We start from the raw sequence: 15,814 nt of genomic DNA on the forward strand, positions 1-15,814 counted from the left end.
GGGCCCGCGGCGCTGCCGGGGGAAATGAAAGGACGCGCCGAACGGTTATACCGGCGGGTACCCCCCGGCGTACCATGGAGGGGACTTAGCCCCGGCGGCTTGTGCGCCGGGGCGAAGCACACCAGGAAAGAGAGAAGCCAATGAGCATTTCCAGCGAAGCGTCCGTCACCGAAACCGAGAACGAGCTGCCCACCCACGAGGTCCTGCTCAGCGACGTCGCCGCCGACAAGGTGCGGAGCCTGCTGGAGCAGGAAGGCCGCACCGATCTGCGCCTGCGCGTGGCCGTGCAGCCCGGCGGCTGTTCGGGCCTGATCTACCAGCTCTACTTCGACGAGCGGGTGCTGGACGGCGACGCCGTCCGCGACTTCGACGGCGTCGAGGTCATCGTGGACAAGATGAGCGTTCCGTACCTGAGCGGCGCGTCCATCGACTTCGAGGACACCATCTCGAAGCAGGGTTTCACCATCGACAACCCGAACGCCGGCGGTTCCTGCGCCTGCGGCGACTCGTTCCACTGACGGGCGCCGCGGCTCGGCCCGGCACGTAACATCGAAGCTGAATAACGCCCGCCGCGGTGCGGTCTGTCACTGGACCGCTCCGCGTACGGGTAAGCTCTACAGGTAGTAGTAAAACTATTAGGTGCGCAGCGGGGGATGCTTTTCTGCTGCGCAGCACTTGCACGTAACAAGAGGAAGGGCCGTCTGTGAGTTCGCAGGAACGAACCAGCAGCCGACGCGCCAGGATCGTTAAGATCTCAGCCGTTTCGTCGGCCGGCGCGCTGTTTTTATCGGGTTGTTCAGAAGAGGTCCAGAAGGGCTGGCTGCCCACTGAACGGGACATGACCAACCACACCGGCCGCATCATGGACCTGTGGGTCAACTCATGGATCGCCGCGCTGGCCGTGGGCATCCTGACCTGGGGCCTGGTCATCTGGTGCATCGTCGCCTACCGGCGGCGGAAGAACGAGACCGGCTACCCGCGGCAGCTGAGCTACAACCTTCCCCTGGAAATCTTCTACACCGTGATCCCGCTGTTCATGGTGCTGGTGCTGTTCTTCTTCACCGAACAGGACATCCGGGCCATCGAGGAACGCGATGAGAACCCCGACGTCATCGTCGACGTCCGCGGCAAGCAGTGGTCCTGGGACTTCAACTACGTGAACGAGGACAAGTACTTCTCGGGAACCCAGGTCAACCTGGACGGAACCGAGAAGAGCGAGGACGAGTTCCCCACGCTGTACCTGCCGGTCGACCAGACGGTGGAGCTGCAGCTGAACACCCGCGACGTGCAGCACTCCTTCTGGGTGCCCGCCTTCCTGCAGAAGATGGACCTCTACCCGGGACGCACGAACTACATCACCCTGACCCCGCAGGTCGAGGGCACCTATGACGGCAAGTGCGCCGAGCTCTGCGGCGAGTACCACTCCGAAATGCTGTTCAACGTCAAGGTTGTCTCCGAGCGGGAGTACAACGACTACATCGCGACCCTGCCTGACGGCCAGCTCGGTGACGAGTATGACCGCAGCTACAGCTACAACGAAGCCCGACCCGAATCGATCGACGAGTAAGTAAGGAGGCAGGAAGAGCACCGTGACTACTCTCGAATACACTTCGGACGATCTCGAAACCCGGGTCGCGCCTCGAGTAACACCGGTATCCAAGGGACGCATCGTCGTCGACTGGATCACTTCCACCGACCACAAGAAGATCGGGTACATGTACCTGATCTCCAGCTTCATCTTCTTCTGCCTCGGCGGCGTGATGGCCCTGGTCATCCGTGCCGAGCTGTTTGAGCCCGGTATGCAGATCCTGCAGACCAAGGAGCAGTACAACCAGCTGTTCACCATGCACGGCACGGTGATGCTGCTGATGTTCGCCACCCCGCTGTTCGCCGGCTTCGCCAACGTCATGATGCCGCTGCAGATCGGCGCACCCGACGTGGCGTTCCCGCGCCTGAACGCCCTCGCGTTCTGGTTCTTCCTGCTGGGCTCCACCATCGCGGTGGCCGGCTTCATCACCCCGCAGGGTGCGGCCTCCTTCGGCTGGTTCGCCTACGCGCCGCTGTCGAACACGACGTTCTCGCCCGGTGTGGGCGGTGACCTCTGGGTCTTCGGCCTGGCACTGTCCGGCTTCGGCACCATCCTGGGTGCGGTCAACTTCATCACCACCATCGTCTGCATGCGTGCCCCGGGCATGACCATGTGGCGCATGCCGATCTTCACCTGGAACACCCTGGTCACCGGCATCCTGGTCCTGATGGCGTTCCCGCCCCTGGCGGCCGCACTGTTCGCCCTCGGCGCCGACCGGCGCTTCGGAGCGCACATCTTCAACCCCGACAACGGCGGTGCCATCCTGTGGCAGCACCTGTTCTGGTTCTTCGGCCACCCGGAGGTGTACATCATCGCGTTGCCGTTCTTCGGCATCGTTTCCGAGATCATCCCGGTCTTCAGCCGCAAGCCGATCTTCGGCTACAAGGGCCTGGTTTACGCGACCATCGCCATTGCCGCCCTCTCCGTGACCGTGTGGGCACACCACATGTACGTCACCGGCGCGGTCATGCTCCCGTTCTTCGCGTTCATGACCATGCTGATCGCGGTGCCCACCGGCGTGAAGTTCTTCAACTGGATCGGCACCATGTGGCGCGGCTCGATCACCTTCGAGACGCCCATGCTCTGGAGCATCGGCTTCCTGATCACCTTCCTGTTCGGCGGCCTGACCGGCATCATCCTGTCCGCCCCGCCGCTCGACTTCCACGTCTCCGACACCTACTTCGTGGTGGCGCACTTCCACTACGTCGTGTTCGGCACCGTGGTGTTCGCGATGTTCGCCGGCTTCTACTTCTGGTGGCCCAAGTGGACAGGCAAGATGCTCAACGAGCGCCTCGGCAAGATCCACTTCTGGCTCCTGTTCGTGGGCTTCCACGGCACGTTCATGGTCCAGCACTGGCTGGGCGTCATGGGCATGCCCCGCCGCTACGCGGACTACCTGGTGGAGGACAACTTCACCGCCATGAACCAGTTCTCCACCATCGCCTCCTTCGTCCTGGGCGCCTCCCTGATTCCGTTCTTCTGGAACGTGTACATCACCTGGCGCCGCGGCAAGAAGGTTGAGGTCGACGATCCCTGGGGCTTCGGTGCCTCCCTCGAGTGGGCAACCTCCTGCCCGCCGCCGCGGCACAACTTCACCTCGCTGCCGCGTATCCGGTCCGAGCGCCCCGCGCTGGACCTGCACCACCCCGAGCTCCAGCAGACGGTCACCGATGAATCGGCCGCTGCCAAGGTCTTCGGCCCCGGCGACCGGAAGGAAAAGGTCAAGTGAAGGTAGAGACAAAGCTCTTCATGTACATGGCCCCGTTCTTCGCGGTCGTGGGCGTGGTGTACGGCTTCCTGGTCGAATGGAAGGAGCCGGTCGGTTACCTGGCGCTGTTCCTCACCGCCGGCATGTCCCTGATGGTCGGGTTCTACTTCGGCTTCACCGGACGCCGCATCGGGCCCCGCCCGGAGGACCGCCTTGACGGCGAAATCCACGAGGGCTCCGGCGAACAGGGCTTCTTCAGCCCCTGGAGCTGGTGGCCGCTGGTACTGGCCACCGCCTGCGCAGGCGCCTTCCTGGGCCTCGCAGTCGGCTGGTGGGTCCTGTACATCTCCGTCGGCCTGGCCGTCGTCGCCCTGATCGGCTGGGTGTACGAGTACAGCCGCGGAGCACACGCCCACTAAGGCAACAGCCCGCTTTTCACGGCAGGGGCCCTGCAGACACTCTCGTCTGCAGGGCCCCTGCCGTCTGTGTTTCACCTCCGGCGCTAATCTGGAGGGGCAGCCGCAGGGCTGCCGTTGCCGTTGCCGTCGGCGTCAGTAAATCGGGAAAGGGCAGCCTACGTGATGGATACCAAACTCCTCCTACGCGCGGCGGGCGTGCGGAAATGATCAGCAGGGCACTGCGCGCCTATCCGGAGCGGGTCGAAAAGATCCCAGGGAAGGCCAAGTACGTCCAGCTGCAGGAGATCCTCCGCCGTTTCGTGGAGCAGCACGCCCCGGCCGGTGCCTGCATACCCTCTGAGCGGGAGCTGGCGGAACACTTCGGCGTCGCACGGATGACCGTGCGCCAGGCCATCGACGCGCTGGTCGACGACGGCACGCTGGAACGCGTGGTGGGCCTGGGCACGTTCGTGGCCCGGCAGAAAATGGACCTCCAGGTGAAGCTGACCTCCTACAGCGAGGAAATGCACCGCCGCGGCATGGTGCCGGATGCACACGTCCTGAGCTTCGAACAGATCGGCGCCTCCCAGCTGGTCGCGCGGGAGCTGCAGATCGACCCGGGCCAGCCCGTGATCCGGTTCCGGCGGCAGCTGCTGGCCGACGGCGAGCCGATGAGCGTGGACGAGAACTTCATCCCGGCCCACTACGTACCGGGTTTCCTGGACGAGGAGCCGCCGACGTCGCTGTACCGGGTGCTGAGCGAGCGATACGGCCTGGTCATGGAGTGGGGCGAGGACACCATTGAGGCGACGGCGGCATCAGCCTCCATCGCGCGCCTGCTCAACGTCGAGCTGGGTGCCCCGCTGTTGAAGATCCAGCGCCACGCCTATGTCTCCCGGTCCATGGTGGACTACTCGGTGTCGTACTACCGGGCAGACCGCTACAAGCTCTGGGTGCCCCTCCAGCGGCCCGGCGTCCGCGGGCCCCGGTCGTACCAGCCACGCCTGCCTCCAGGCGCTTAGGCAGCCCCACAGCGGCCCCATCGGGGCCCTGCAGGGGAACTCAGCCAACGCGGGGCAGCAGGCAGCAGAAAGCAGCAGAAAGCAGCAGAAAAAAGGAAGGCCCCCAACGGCAGCATGCCGGTGGGGGCCTTCCTTTTCAGTCCTGCAGGATCAGCGCTCCACGATGGAGGCCTGGTCCGTGCGCTCGGCTTCAACCTCAGCCGGGGACTCGTGGTGATGTGCTTCCTCGAGCTCGGCCGGGGTGACCGGAGCCACGCGGTCTTCGAAGAAGAACCGGGACAGCGCTCCGCGGCGCTTCTCCGAGCCGGTGATCTTCCCGCGCGCATTCGGCTGGGCCGGAATGTACTCGGGGGACTCGAAGTCCACCAGGCGGTAGCGCTTGTACTCGTCGAGGGGCTGGTGCACCTCGATGTACTCGCCGTGCGGCAGGCGGACGATACGGCCGCTCTCCACGCCGTGGAGCACGATCTCCCGGTCCTTGCGCTGCAGGCCGAGGGCGATGCGGCGGGTCACCATGAAGGCGATGATCGGACCGAAGAAGAACAGGAAGCGCAGCCAGTACGTCACATCGTTCAGCGACACATCGAAGTGCGTGGCGATGAGGTCGGAGGAGGCCGCGGCCCACATGACGCAGTAGAAGACGACGCCTGCGGCACCGACCGCGGTGCGGAACGGGGCGTTGCGCGGACGGTCGAGCAGGTTGTGGGACCGCTTGTCCTTGGTAATCCAGGCTTCGATCCAGGGCCACGCGAACAGCAGGGTGAACACCAGTCCGGCCGGGCCCAGCGCGGGCAGCAGCACGTTCAGCGAGAGCGTGTTGTCTCCCCACGGGAACGGGATGACCCATTCGAAGGGGAAGCCGAACAGCCAGCCCGGCATCAGTCGGAGTGCACCGTCGACCCAGCCGATGTACCAGTCAGGCTGGGTGCCTGCGGACACGGGGGAGGGGTCGTAGGGGCCGTAGTTCCAGATCGGGTTGATCGTGAACGCCGCGGCCATGAAGGCCACGATGCCGAACACGATGAAGAAGAATCCGCCGGCCTTCGCCGCGTAGACCGGACCGACCGGGTAGCCGACCACGTTGTTCTCGGTACGGCCGGGGCCGCGGAACTGCGTGTGCTTGTGGAGCACGACCATGAACAGGTGGAGGGCGATCATCAGCAGGATCAGGGCCGGCACGAGCAGGATGTGCAGCACGTACAGACGGCCGATGATCACGGTGCCGGGGAACTCGCCCCCGAACAGGAAGAAGCTGATGTAGGTACCGACGACCGGGACGGCCTTGATGACGCCGTCGATGATGCGCAGGCCGTTGCCCGAGAGCAGGTCATCCGGCAGCGAGTAGCCGGTGAAGCCGGCAGCCAGCGCCAGGATCAGCAGCACGCCGCCGACAACCCAGTTCAGCTCACGCGGCTTGCGGAATGCACCGGTGAAGAACACGCGCAGCATGTGGATCGAGACCGAGGCCACGAACAGCAGTGCCGACCAGTGGTGCACCTGGCGCATGAACAGGCCGCCGCGCACGTCGAAGGAGATGTCCAGCGACGAAGCGTAGGCGACCGACATCTCCACGCCCTTGAGCGGCGCGTAGGAGCCCTCGTAGTGCGTCTCCGCCATCGACGGATCGAAGAAGAAGGTCAGGAACGTGCCCGAGAGCAGCAGGATGACGAAGGTGTACAGCGCCACCTCGCCGAACATGAAGGACCAGTGGTCGGGGAAGACCTTGCGGCCGAACTCCTTGACCGCGGCGGACCCGTTGACCCGGCTGTCGACGTAGTTGGTGATGCGTCCCAGCCGCGTCTTGGGCTGGAACTGCTCGGTAGCGGTAGACATAATCAGCCACGCTCCCAGTAGCTAGGTCCGACAGGTTCGTGGAAATCGCTGGTGGCGATCAGGTAACCCTCATCGTCCACCGCAATCGGCAGCTGCGGAAGCGGGTGCACGGCCGGACCGAAAATGACCTTGCATTCCTGGGTCACATCGAACGTCGACTGGTGGCACGGGCACAGCAGGTGGTGGGTGTGCTGTTCGTACAGCGCCACCGGGCAGCCGACGTGGGTGCAGATCTTGGAGTAGGCAACGATGCCGTCCACGGACCAGTCCTCGCGGCCGGGGGAGACCTGCAGCTCTTCCGGATCCAGGCGCATCAGCAGGACGACGGCCTTGGCCTTCTCCTCCAGCTTGTGCTCAGCCTCGTTCAGGCCTTCCGGAATGACGTGGAACGCCGAACCGAGGGTCACGTCGGACGCCTTGATCGGGGTGCCGCTGGGGTCGCGGGTCAGGCGGACGCCGGCGTCCCACATGGTGTGGCGCAGGACGTCGCCGGGCAGCGGGCCCAGGTCGCGGAAGATCGCAATTGCGGGCAGGGGAGCCAGGGCCACAGCACCCAGCAGGGTGTTGCGGATCAGGGGACGGCGCTTGATGCCCGTCTCCTCCACGATGTCGCCGACCATCTTCTCGGCGACGGCGCGGCTCTCCTCGGAGCGGATCTCATGCCGCTCCTCCACGATCTCGTGGTCGGGCATCAGGGTCTTCGCCCAGTGGACGATGCCCACGCCGATGCCGAGCATGGCGAACGCGGTACCCAGGCCGAGCAGGAGGTTCTGCAGGCGGATATCCGCAATGGTGTGTTCACCTTCGAGCTTGATCCCGAAGTAGCCGAAGAAAAACAGCAGGGTGCCGATGATGGAGATGGTGAAAAGGATCGCCACCTGCCGCTCGGAACGCTTCTCGGCCCGGGGATCCGTGTCAGCCAGGCGAGGGCGGTGCGGGGGAAGCCCCGGATCCGGGAACTTCTCCTCGCTGCCCTGGCCAGCCGTAGCTACGGTGCCCGAGGTGTTCGGACTGCCGTGACTATGGTCGCCCATGATCCCCCTCATCCTTACGTTGAAACTGCATTGAATAGACCTATGTGTAACTGTGAGTCACCCGGGAGGGTGAAGTGAGTGCGGTGATTAGGATGACCGGGAGGTCAGCCAGATGGTGAAAGCGATGATCATGCCCAGACCGGCGGTCCAGACGAACAGGCCCTCGGACACGGGACCCAGCGAGCCCAGCTGCGCTCCACCGGGGGAACCGTTGGCTTCGATGTTCTTGAGGAACGAGATGATGTTCTGCTTGTCCTCGGGGGAGATGTTCGCATCGCTGAAGACAGGCATGTTCTGCGGGCCGGTGATCATGGCCTCGTAGATGTGCTTCTCGCTGACGCCGTCCAGGCCCGGCGCGAACTTGCCGCGGGTCAGCGCACCACCGGCGGCGGCGGCGTTGTGGCACATGGCGCAGTTCACGCGGAACAGCTCGCCGCCCTCGGCAGGATCGCCGGCGGAGGCATCGAGGTACTCGGAATCCGGAACGGAGGGACCGGCGCCGAGGCTGGCGACGTAGGCGGCCATCTGCGCGGTCTGCTCATCGTTGAACTGGACCGGCTTCTGCTGGGCCTGCGGACCCTGCATCTGCATCGGCATGCGGCCGGTGCCGACCTGGAAGTCGACGGACGCGGCGCCGACGCCGATCAGCGAGGGGGCATTCTCCGTGCCGGAGGCATCCATGCCGTGGCAGGAGGCGCAGTTGGAGATGAACAGCTTCTCGCCCTCGGTGACGTCCTCCGCCGTGTAGGTGGGGGTTTCAGCCTTGGCCTCGTTTGCGCCGTTTGCGACTGCGTAGAGGCCACCGGTAACGAGCAGGGCCATCAGCAGCAGCGCCAGCACTGCCATGGGATGACGTCGCTTTTGCGATAGTGCCTTCACTTGGTGGTTCCTAACTTATGGGGTCTTCAGGGGTACGCGTACCACTGGCGGTTCTGGGGGTCCTGCCTGCCGGCAGGTCTACTTCAGGAAGTAGATGACGACGAACAGGCCGATCCACACCACATCGACGAAGTGCCAGTAGTAGGACGTGACGATCGCCGAGGTCGCCTCGAAGTGGCCGAAACGCTTGGCGGCGTAGGCACGGCCGATGATGAGGAGGAAGGCGATCAGTCCGCCTGCCACGTGCAGGCCGTGGAAGCCGGTGGTGATGTAGAACGCGGAGCCGTAGGCGTTGGAGGAGAGCGAGACTCCCTCCGACACGAGCACTGCGTACTCGTAGCCCTGGACGGCAACGAAGATCGCACCCAGGAGGAACGTCAGGTAGAACCACTCCACCATTCCCCAGCGGGAGAGCTGGAAGATGCCGCCGGTGCGGCGGGGCTGGAGGCGTTCGGCGGCAAAGACGCCGAACTGGCAGGTGAAGGAACTGGAAACAAGGATCACCGTGTTGACGAACGCGAACGGGACGTTCAGCTTCTCCGTCTCCATGGCCCAGAGGTCGCCGGAAGTCGACCGGAGGGTGAAGTACATGGCGAAGAGGGCGGCGAAGAACATCAGTTCGCTGGACAGCCAGACCACGGTTCCGACGGAAACCATGTTCGGCCGGTTCAGCGCAGGGTGAGCCGGGGTACTGGGGGCATGGGTCGCTGTTGTCACAGAGTCATTATGCCGGTAAATCAGGCCGGTTCACCAACAGCTGAGCGACAACGGCGCGTCCGGATGGCCGGTCACGGGCGCGGATCCCAGTAACGGCGCGGAAGTGCACCACCGGAAACAAATCCGCTTTTTCTACCAAACGTAGATAACCTAGGGGGCGTGACTACGATCCAGAGCCCGAAGTACACCTGGCCGCAGCTGCTTTCCGTCCTGATCGCGGGCGGTGACCTGGGGGCAGAGCAGACCCGGTGGGCCATGAACACGATCATGGCCGGGGAGGCCACGGACGCCCAGATGGCCGGCTTCCTGGTGGCACTGCGGGCGAAGGGCGAGACGGTGAGCGAGCTCACCGGCCTGGTCGAGGCCATGCTGGAGAACGCGCGGCCGATCGACGTTCCCGGCGACTGCCTCGACATCGTGGGCACCGGCGGCGACCGGCACAACACCGTGAACATCTCGTCGATGGCGGCCATGGTCTGCGCGGGGGCCGGCGCCAAGGTGGTCAAGCACGGGAACCGCGCGGCGTCGTCGTCCTCCGGATCGGCGGACGTGATCGAGGCCCTGGGGGTCAGGCTGGACCTGCCGGTCGAGCGCGTGGCCCGCGCGGCCGTGGAGGCCGGCATCACCTTCTGCTTCGCCCAGGTGTTCCACCCGTCCATGCGCTACGCCGCCGTGCCCCGCCGCGAGATGGGCGTGGCGACGGCCTTCAACTTCATGGGCCCGCTGACCAATCCGGCCCGTCCCGCCGCCTCCGCCATCGGCGTCGCCGACGCCCGGCTCGCCCCGCTGATGGCCGGCGTGCTGGCCGCCCGCGGCGTCCGGGCCCTGGTCTTCCGCGGCGGTGACGGGCTGGACGAGATGACGACGACGGGCCCCTCCGACGTGTGGGAGGTCCGCGGCGGCGAGGTTCGGCGCACCACGGTGGACCCGCTGGACCTGGGCATCCCCAGGGCCGGGCTTGAGGACCTGCGCGGCGGCGACGCCGAGGCCAACGCCGCCGTCGTGCGCGACGTCCTCGCCGGACAGACCGGGCCGGTGCGCGACGCCGTCGTCCTGAACGCCGCCGCCGGACTTGTGGCGCTGGACCCGTCGGCGGAGGGGCCGCTGGAGGCCCGCCTGGCGGCCGCGATCGACCGGGCGGCGGCAGCCATCGACAGCGGCGCCGCGGCGGCCGCCCTGGCCCGCTGGGTGGCTGTTACTCAGTAAGGCGGGACGGTGCCTCGGCGCGCTGCCGCGGACACGCTGAAGGAGGCGGCCCGGTGGGCCGCCTCCTTCAACATTGGAACAGGCTACTCGTCGAAGCCGAGGGAGAACGCGGCGTCGAGGTCGTGCTTGGAATAGGCGCGGAAGGCGATCTGGGTGGTGGTGCCGATGACGCCCTCCACCTTGGACAGCCGGTTCGCGATGGTCTCCGCCAGGTCCTCATGGCGGCGGACCCGCGCAACGGCGATCAGGTCCCACTCGCCGGTCACCGAGTACACCTCGCTGATGCCCTGCAGCTCGGAGATCTCCTCGGCGCATTCGGGAATGCGGGCGGAATCGGTCTGAATGAGTACGAACGCGGTGATCATGGGGTGCCTTTCGAAGAGCTGCGGGCCGAAGTCCTGTCTCCGAGCCTAGCTGAACCGTGCCGGGCCCGCCCACGGATGACGGCGGCGGCCAGCAGCCGCCAGCCCAGCAGGAAGGCGCCCAGCACGCCCAGGGTGACCAGCTGGAAGCTCAGGGCCGTCCCGCCGCCGCCCAGCCACCGCAGGCCCATGCCGAGAAGGCTGGTGGCCAGCCACAGCACCACCGCGTGCGGCCAGAGGCGCAGCGGGCTGCGCTGGAGCCGCAGTCCCGCCCAGGCCAGGGCCGCCGCGGCCAGGAACGGCCAGGCCGTGCCGAGCAGCCCGCCCACGTCAACGCCGCGGGCATGCGTGTCGCGGCCGAGGCCGGCAAAGAGGAGGATCAGGGCCGCATCGGCGGCTGCGGCGGCGGGCCAGAACCGCGCGGTACGGGAGGGAGCGGGAGAAGTCATGCGGTTGCCGTCTTTCCGTCAGTGCCGCCGCGGGCCTTGAGGTCTTCGACGAACGGGCCGAGCAGTTCGGTGAGCCGGGCGCTGACCTCGCTGCGCGGTGCCCCGCCGTCGAGCAGGCGCGTGGCGGAGTGGACGATGGTGTTGATCAGCTCAGCCGTCATCGCCGGGTCCGGTACCGCCAGCTCCGCCAGCGTCTCCACCAGCGGGGTCAGCAGCTGCTGGTGCATCTTGGTGCTCTCCGCGTTCAGCTCCTCACTGGGCGCGACGTTGACCAGGGCGGTCGCGACGGCGTGTTCGCCCTCATCGACGAGGTCCACGTTGGTGAGCACATAGGCGAGGATCCGGTCCGCGGGATGGCTGCAGGCGTCCATGGCCGCGCGGACCCGTTGCGTCCAGCGCGGGAAGGTGTCCAGGACCAGGGCATGGAGGAGATCCTGCCGCGACTTGTAGTACTGATAGGCGCTGGGCCGGGCCAGTCCGGCCAGGGCCGCGACGTCGGCCATGCTGGGTGCGGTGCCCGTTTGCGCCAGCAGTGTGCGAGCGGCGTCGAGGAGGGCCCGCTGCTGCGCCGCCCGGTGCTCAGCCACTGTGGGGGCGGAAATGCGGGGCACGGGCCCTCCTCTACAACGCGGTCTAGCTGGTCAGGCGCCCGTCCACCATCTCCACGACCCGGTCGCAGTGGTGCAGGACGTCATGATCATGGGTCACCATAACTGTAGCAACGCCCATTTCATGGGTTTCGCGGGCCAGCAGTTGCACGACCTCCTGGCTGCGGCGACGGTCCAGGGCCGCCGTCGGCTCATCCACCAGCAGCAGCTTGGGCCGGTTGACCAGCGCGCGCGCTATGCCGACGCGCTGGCGTTCGCCGCCGGAGAGCTGGTTGGGCCGGCTGGCGGCCTTGTGGTCCATGCCGACCGCGGCCAGCAGCTCCAGCGGATCGAACACGCCCCCGCCGCCGGCCATCCGGTGCATCAGCACCAGCTGTTCGGCGGCCTTCAGCGACGGGATCAGGTTGCCCGACTGGAAGACGAAGCCGATGTTCTCCAGCCGGAACCGTGCCGTGGCCGAGCGGCTGAGCGAGTTCACGTCGGTGCCGTTGACGGTGACGGTGCCGGCGTCGGGGGTGGTGAGGGCGCCGGCCACGGCCAGCAGGCTCGACTTGCCTGCCCCCGAGGGGCCGACGACGGCGACCAGCTCTCCGGCGGCCACACTGAGGCTCACATCGTCCAGCGGCTTGACGGTGTTCTCGCCGTCGCCCAGGCTCAGGTGGGCGTGGCTGATGGCCAGCCCGGTGGCGACGGTCGTGGATGCGGTGGTGCTCATCGCTGTCCTCCAAGGGCTGTGAGCGGGTCCACCCGGGAAATCCGGATGATGGCGAGGGCGGCGCCGATCAGGCCCAGGCCGATGGTTAGGGCGGTGGCGACGGCGATCGGCCCGGTTTCCAGGGCGAACGGCGCGGCGGCGGGCATTGCGGCACCCAAACCAAGGCCGACGGCGACGCCGACGACCGTGGAGAGCACCAGGATGATCACTGCCTGCGCCAGGCCGTCGCGCAGCAGGTAGCCCGTGGAGGCACCCACGGCGCGCAGCACGGCGATCTCGTGGGTGCGCTGGATCGTCCACACGGTGAAGAACGCACCCACCACGAGCGCGCAGATCGCGTAGAGGAAGACCTGGATCATCTGCAGGGTGAGGGTCTCGGCGGTGTAGCCCGGGGAGGCGTCGAAGGATTCCTGGAGGGTGGAGGTCACGGTGCCGGCGGCGGCGTCGCCGGCCGCGAAGTCGAGTTCGGCGCCGTCTTCGGCCAGGATGGCGACCGTGCTGGCCGTCTCGAAGCCGACGGCGGCGATCCGCTCCTCAGTGGGCGCGCCGGCTTCGGCGAGGCCGCTGGCGATGTACTGCCAGGTCTCCAGGGGCAGGAAGCCGATGGTCACGTGCCCGAAGGTGGCCTGCTCGGCGGTGACGCCGACAATGGTCAGTTCGGTTTCGATCCGGTCCAGGGTGACGACGTCGCCGATCTGCATTCCCTCATCGAGTCCGGTGGGGGAGATGACCACCTCATCGGGTGCCTGGGCGTCGCGGCCTTCGCCGATCTCGGGCGAGACGAACGAGTCCGTCTCGACGCCGAACAGGGACAGGTCGACCTGGGTGCCGTCGTCGACGGCTCCGTTGACGATCGTGGAGCCCATCAGGGAGACCGCGTCGACGCCGGGCTGGGCGGCCCAGGCATCGGCCTGGTCCCGGTCGACGATGCTGCGGGAGAAGGCATTATCGGTCTTGGTGCCTTCGTTGAAGGCGAATGCGGTGACCGGCATGTTCTTGAGGCCGGAGACGCCGTCGTTGACCAGGCCAGAGGAGAGGCCGGAGAGCAGGACCACGAGGACACTGATGAGGGCGATGACGCCGCCCATCAGGCCGAATCGGGCCCGCGCGAATCGAAGCTCGCGCAGTGCTAGGTACATGGGAAACCTCGGAGGTTGTCGGAGCAGGCATGCCGACATGATGTCAGCAAGATACTGACATCATGTCAGACACGCTCTGCGTCCGGCAAAACGCCCGTCCCGTCAGGACTCCGGGCCCCACCAGACTTCCTTGGCGGCGTCATAGGTGCCGTCGGCGTCGGCCATGACGAGCCACTGGTTCACGTACTCCTGGAAGACCGTGTCGCCGAGCGGCAGCAGGTAGGCCTTCTGGGAGAAGTTGAACGGATCGTCCGGATGGACGGCGCACAGCTCCGGATACTCGTTGGCCACCCAGCGGGTCTCCGACGCATCGGTGGTCATCACATCCGCCCGGCCGGCGACGATTTCATCGAAGATCGTGTTGTTGTCCTCGAACTTGATCAGGTCGCCGTTCGGGTAGTGCTCCTCGGCGAAGATTTCGTTGGTGCCGCCGATCGGCATGATGGAACGCACGCCGGGCTGGTTGATCTCCTCCACGGTGTCGTACAGCTCTTCGTTGCCGCAGAGCGTGATCGGGGTCTTGCCTTCGGTGAGCACGGGATCGCTGTAGAAAGCCTGCTCGGCGCGGGCCAGCGAGATTGATACTCCACCGACGCCGATGTCGCATCCGGTGAGGAAGTCGGGCATCAGGTCCTTCCAGGTGGTCTGCACGAATTCCGGCTCCACGTCCAGGCGGTCGGCCAGGTCGCGGACCATATCGACGTCGATGCCGGTCCATTCGCCGCTCTCGGGATCCAGATAGGTAAAGGGGCGATAGTCACCCGTGGTGCACACGCGGAGCACGCCCTCGGCCTTGATGCTCTCCAGGCGGCTGTCGGCGCCCGGCCCGGCGGCCGGGGGCGCGGACTGCCCGCTGTCGGCGCCGTCCGCCTGGGCGCTGCAGGCCGTGAGGCTCGCCAGCAGGACACCGCCGGATGCCAGGACGGCAAGCCGGCGGGCGGCGGTGCGGAGGCCGGCTTTCCCGCGAGCCGGGGTGAGGGGGGTGTGGTTCTTCATGGGTGGTTCTCCTTGCGTCGTACAGGGCCGGGGTGGCCCGGGCGCGTCGTTGCGCCCATCGAGCGACGCTAGGCGCACGAGGCCGTGGCCGTCACGCAGGTAGAACGGAAATTGGATCCACTTGGTGGAAACTGCAGCCTTAGTCGTGGCGTGCAGGGCCCAATGTGTCCTGCACTGCTAAGCTATGCGGCCCGCCGGACGCCGAAAGCTGCTGCGCCGGACCCGATAACGGATCCGGCGCAGCTCCGGCGGAAGCCAGGTCTTGGTGCGGCTCCGGCCTGGACGGTACTCAGGCCTGGATATGCCTCAGGCCTGGACAGCGCTCCAGATGTCGTCGCCGCGCAGGGTGGCGTCCGCACCGCCGTCGGCGTAGATGGTCTGGCCCGCAAGGTGCGTGTTCTCCTCGCCGGCCAGCCAGGCGAGCAGGCGGGCGATGACCACGGGTTCGGAGTGACCGTTCAGCGGCATCGGCACGGAGGCGTCGACCATGGCCACGCCCTCGGGGGTGGCCAGCAGCTCGCGGGTCATGGCAGTGAGCACGGTGCCCGGGGCAACGGCGTTCAGCGGAATGCCGTTCCCGGCGTAGAGGTCGCTGATCGAGGCGCGGCGCACCCAGCGGCTGAGGGCGCGCTTGCTGGACGGGTAGTTAAGGTATCCGACCTGCGGCCCCTGGTCCGCCAGCTCCTGGCCGATCCGCCGGGCCTCGGCCTCGTCGCCGTCCAGCATGGCCTGGACGAGTTCCGGGCTGTTGGGCTGCAGCGAAGCCATGGAGGAGACGACGACGGCGCGCGGCGCGGAGCTGCGGGCCAGCACCGGGGCCAGCCTGTCGAGGAACTCGGTGACGCCGAAGTAGTTGACGGAGACGGTCAGCGGCACCGGAGCGGAGATGCCGGCGCACGCGATGACCGCGTCCACCGTGCCGCCCGCGAGTTCGACGGCCCGGTCGGCGGCGTCGCGCCGGCCCTCCGGGGTGCTCAGGTCGGCCTCGATGTCTGCGTTCCGCAGGTCGACGCCGATCACCTTTTCGCCGCGCTCCCGCAGGAGCTCGGCGGTGGCCGCTCCAATGCCGGAAGCGGACCCTGTGACGATATATGTACGTGTCATAGTTCCAGCCTAGACCCGGCCCGGCGCGCGGCCGGATGCCGCCGCTGGAAACGGCT

Annotated in this window: 17 protein-coding genes; 6 read left to right on the top strand and 11 right to left on the bottom strand. The window is 66.8% G+C overall.

Annotation, left to right across the window (positions count from 1 at the left end; all coding sequences use genetic code 11):
• Nucleotides 1-140: 140 nt before the first annotated feature.
• From AC5RUW_RS05705 to AC5RUW_RS05725, 5 genes are all read left to right on the top strand, one after another.
• Nucleotides 141-518, top strand: a complete 378-nt coding sequence (locus AC5RUW_RS05705) for a HesB/IscA family protein (protein ID WP_494007064.1) — start codon at nt 141-143, stop codon at nt 516-518.
• 185 nt (nt 519-703) lie between these two features.
• Complete coding sequence (ctaC, locus tag AC5RUW_RS05710) at nt 704-1,567, top strand: aa3-type cytochrome oxidase subunit II (RefSeq protein ID WP_494007063.1); 864 nt, start codon at nt 704-706, stop codon at nt 1,565-1,567.
• Nucleotides 1,568-1,589: 22 nt separating this feature from the next.
• Nucleotides 1,590-3,317, top strand: coding sequence for an aa3-type cytochrome oxidase subunit I (gene ctaD, locus AC5RUW_RS05715; RefSeq protein WP_494007062.1), 1,728 nt, complete (start codon nt 1,590-1,592; stop codon nt 3,315-3,317).
• The gene (locus AC5RUW_RS05720; protein WP_494159808.1) at nt 3,314-3,715 is read left to right on the top strand and encodes a cytochrome c oxidase subunit 4; all 402 of its coding nucleotides are present in this window, start codon (nt 3,314-3,316) and stop codon (nt 3,713-3,715) included. Before ctaD ends, AC5RUW_RS05720 begins: the two co-directional genes overlap by 4 nt.
• Before the next feature lie 203 nt (nt 3,716-3,918).
• A complete protein-coding gene (locus tag AC5RUW_RS05725; protein ID WP_494159809.1) occupies nt 3,919-4,716 on the top strand; it encodes a GntR family transcriptional regulator in 798 nt (265 codons plus the stop codon).
• A gap of 150 nt (nt 4,717-4,866) precedes the next feature.
• On the opposite strand, the gene qcrB is transcribed toward AC5RUW_RS05725, so the two are convergent.
• From qcrB to ctaE, 4 genes are all read right to left on the bottom strand, one after another.
• Nucleotides 4,867-6,549: a cytochrome bc1 complex cytochrome b subunit gene (gene qcrB, locus AC5RUW_RS05730; RefSeq protein ID WP_494159810.1), complete on the bottom strand. Its 1,683-nt coding sequence runs from the start codon at nt 6,547-6,549 to the stop codon at nt 4,867-4,869.
• Between the two features lie 2 nt (nt 6,550-6,551).
• Nucleotides 6,552-7,583, bottom strand: a complete 1,032-nt coding sequence (gene qcrA, locus AC5RUW_RS05735) for a cytochrome bc1 complex Rieske iron-sulfur subunit (RefSeq protein WP_494007058.1) — start codon at nt 7,581-7,583, stop codon at nt 6,552-6,554.
• A gap of 87 nt (nt 7,584-7,670) precedes the next feature.
• A complete protein-coding gene (gene qcrC, locus AC5RUW_RS05740; RefSeq protein WP_494159811.1) occupies nt 7,671-8,462 on the bottom strand; it encodes a cytochrome bc1 complex diheme cytochrome c subunit in 792 nt (263 codons plus the stop codon).
• A 78-nt stretch (nt 8,463-8,540) separates the two neighbouring features.
• A complete protein-coding gene (ctaE, locus tag AC5RUW_RS05745; RefSeq protein WP_494007056.1) occupies nt 8,541-9,179 on the bottom strand; it encodes an aa3-type cytochrome oxidase subunit III in 639 nt (212 codons plus the stop codon).
• Nucleotides 9,180-9,338: 159 nt separating this feature from the next.
• Here ctaE and trpD point away from each other — a divergent pair, with 159 nt between their 5' ends.
• A complete protein-coding gene (trpD, locus tag AC5RUW_RS05750) occupies nt 9,339-10,385 on the top strand; it encodes an anthranilate phosphoribosyltransferase (protein WP_494159812.1) in 1,047 nt (348 codons plus the stop codon).
• Nucleotides 10,386-10,468: 83 nt separating this feature from the next.
• On the opposite strand, the gene AC5RUW_RS05755 is transcribed toward trpD, so the two are convergent.
• The 7 genes from AC5RUW_RS05755 to AC5RUW_RS05785 all read right to left on the bottom strand — a co-directional run bounded on the left by AC5RUW_RS05755 (nt 10,469) and on the right by AC5RUW_RS05785 (nt 15,758).
• Complete coding sequence (locus tag AC5RUW_RS05755; protein WP_494007054.1) at nt 10,469-10,750, bottom strand: Lrp/AsnC family transcriptional regulator; 282 nt, start codon at nt 10,748-10,750, stop codon at nt 10,469-10,471.
• Nucleotides 10,747-11,196 (bottom strand): DUF3054 domain-containing protein, encoded by a 450-nt coding sequence (locus AC5RUW_RS05760; protein WP_494159813.1) that lies wholly within the window; start codon nt 11,194-11,196, stop codon nt 10,747-10,749. The genes AC5RUW_RS05755 and AC5RUW_RS05760 overlap by 4 nt, the downstream gene beginning before the upstream one ends.
• A complete protein-coding gene (locus AC5RUW_RS05765) occupies nt 11,193-11,807 on the bottom strand; it encodes a TetR/AcrR family transcriptional regulator (RefSeq protein WP_494159814.1) in 615 nt (204 codons plus the stop codon). Before AC5RUW_RS05765 ends, AC5RUW_RS05760 begins: the two co-directional genes overlap by 4 nt.
• Before the next feature lie 22 nt (nt 11,808-11,829).
• Nucleotides 11,830-12,519 (bottom strand): ABC transporter ATP-binding protein, encoded by a 690-nt coding sequence (locus AC5RUW_RS05770; protein WP_494159815.1) that lies wholly within the window; start codon nt 12,517-12,519, stop codon nt 11,830-11,832.
• Nucleotides 12,516-13,658, bottom strand: coding sequence for an ABC transporter permease (locus AC5RUW_RS05775; RefSeq protein ID WP_494159816.1), 1,143 nt, complete (start codon nt 13,656-13,658; stop codon nt 12,516-12,518). The genes AC5RUW_RS05770 and AC5RUW_RS05775 overlap by 4 nt, the downstream gene beginning before the upstream one ends.
• 102 nt (nt 13,659-13,760) lie before the next feature.
• A complete protein-coding gene (locus tag AC5RUW_RS05780) occupies nt 13,761-14,654 on the bottom strand; it encodes a transporter substrate-binding domain-containing protein (protein ID WP_494159817.1) in 894 nt (297 codons plus the stop codon).
• A gap of 306 nt (nt 14,655-14,960) precedes the next feature.
• Nucleotides 14,961-15,758, bottom strand: a complete 798-nt coding sequence (locus tag AC5RUW_RS05785) for an SDR family oxidoreductase (protein ID WP_494007048.1) — start codon at nt 15,756-15,758, stop codon at nt 14,961-14,963.
• Nucleotides 15,759-15,814 lie beyond the last annotated feature (56 nt).

This window comes from Arthrobacter sp. Y3222053 (genome assembly GCF_059092805.1).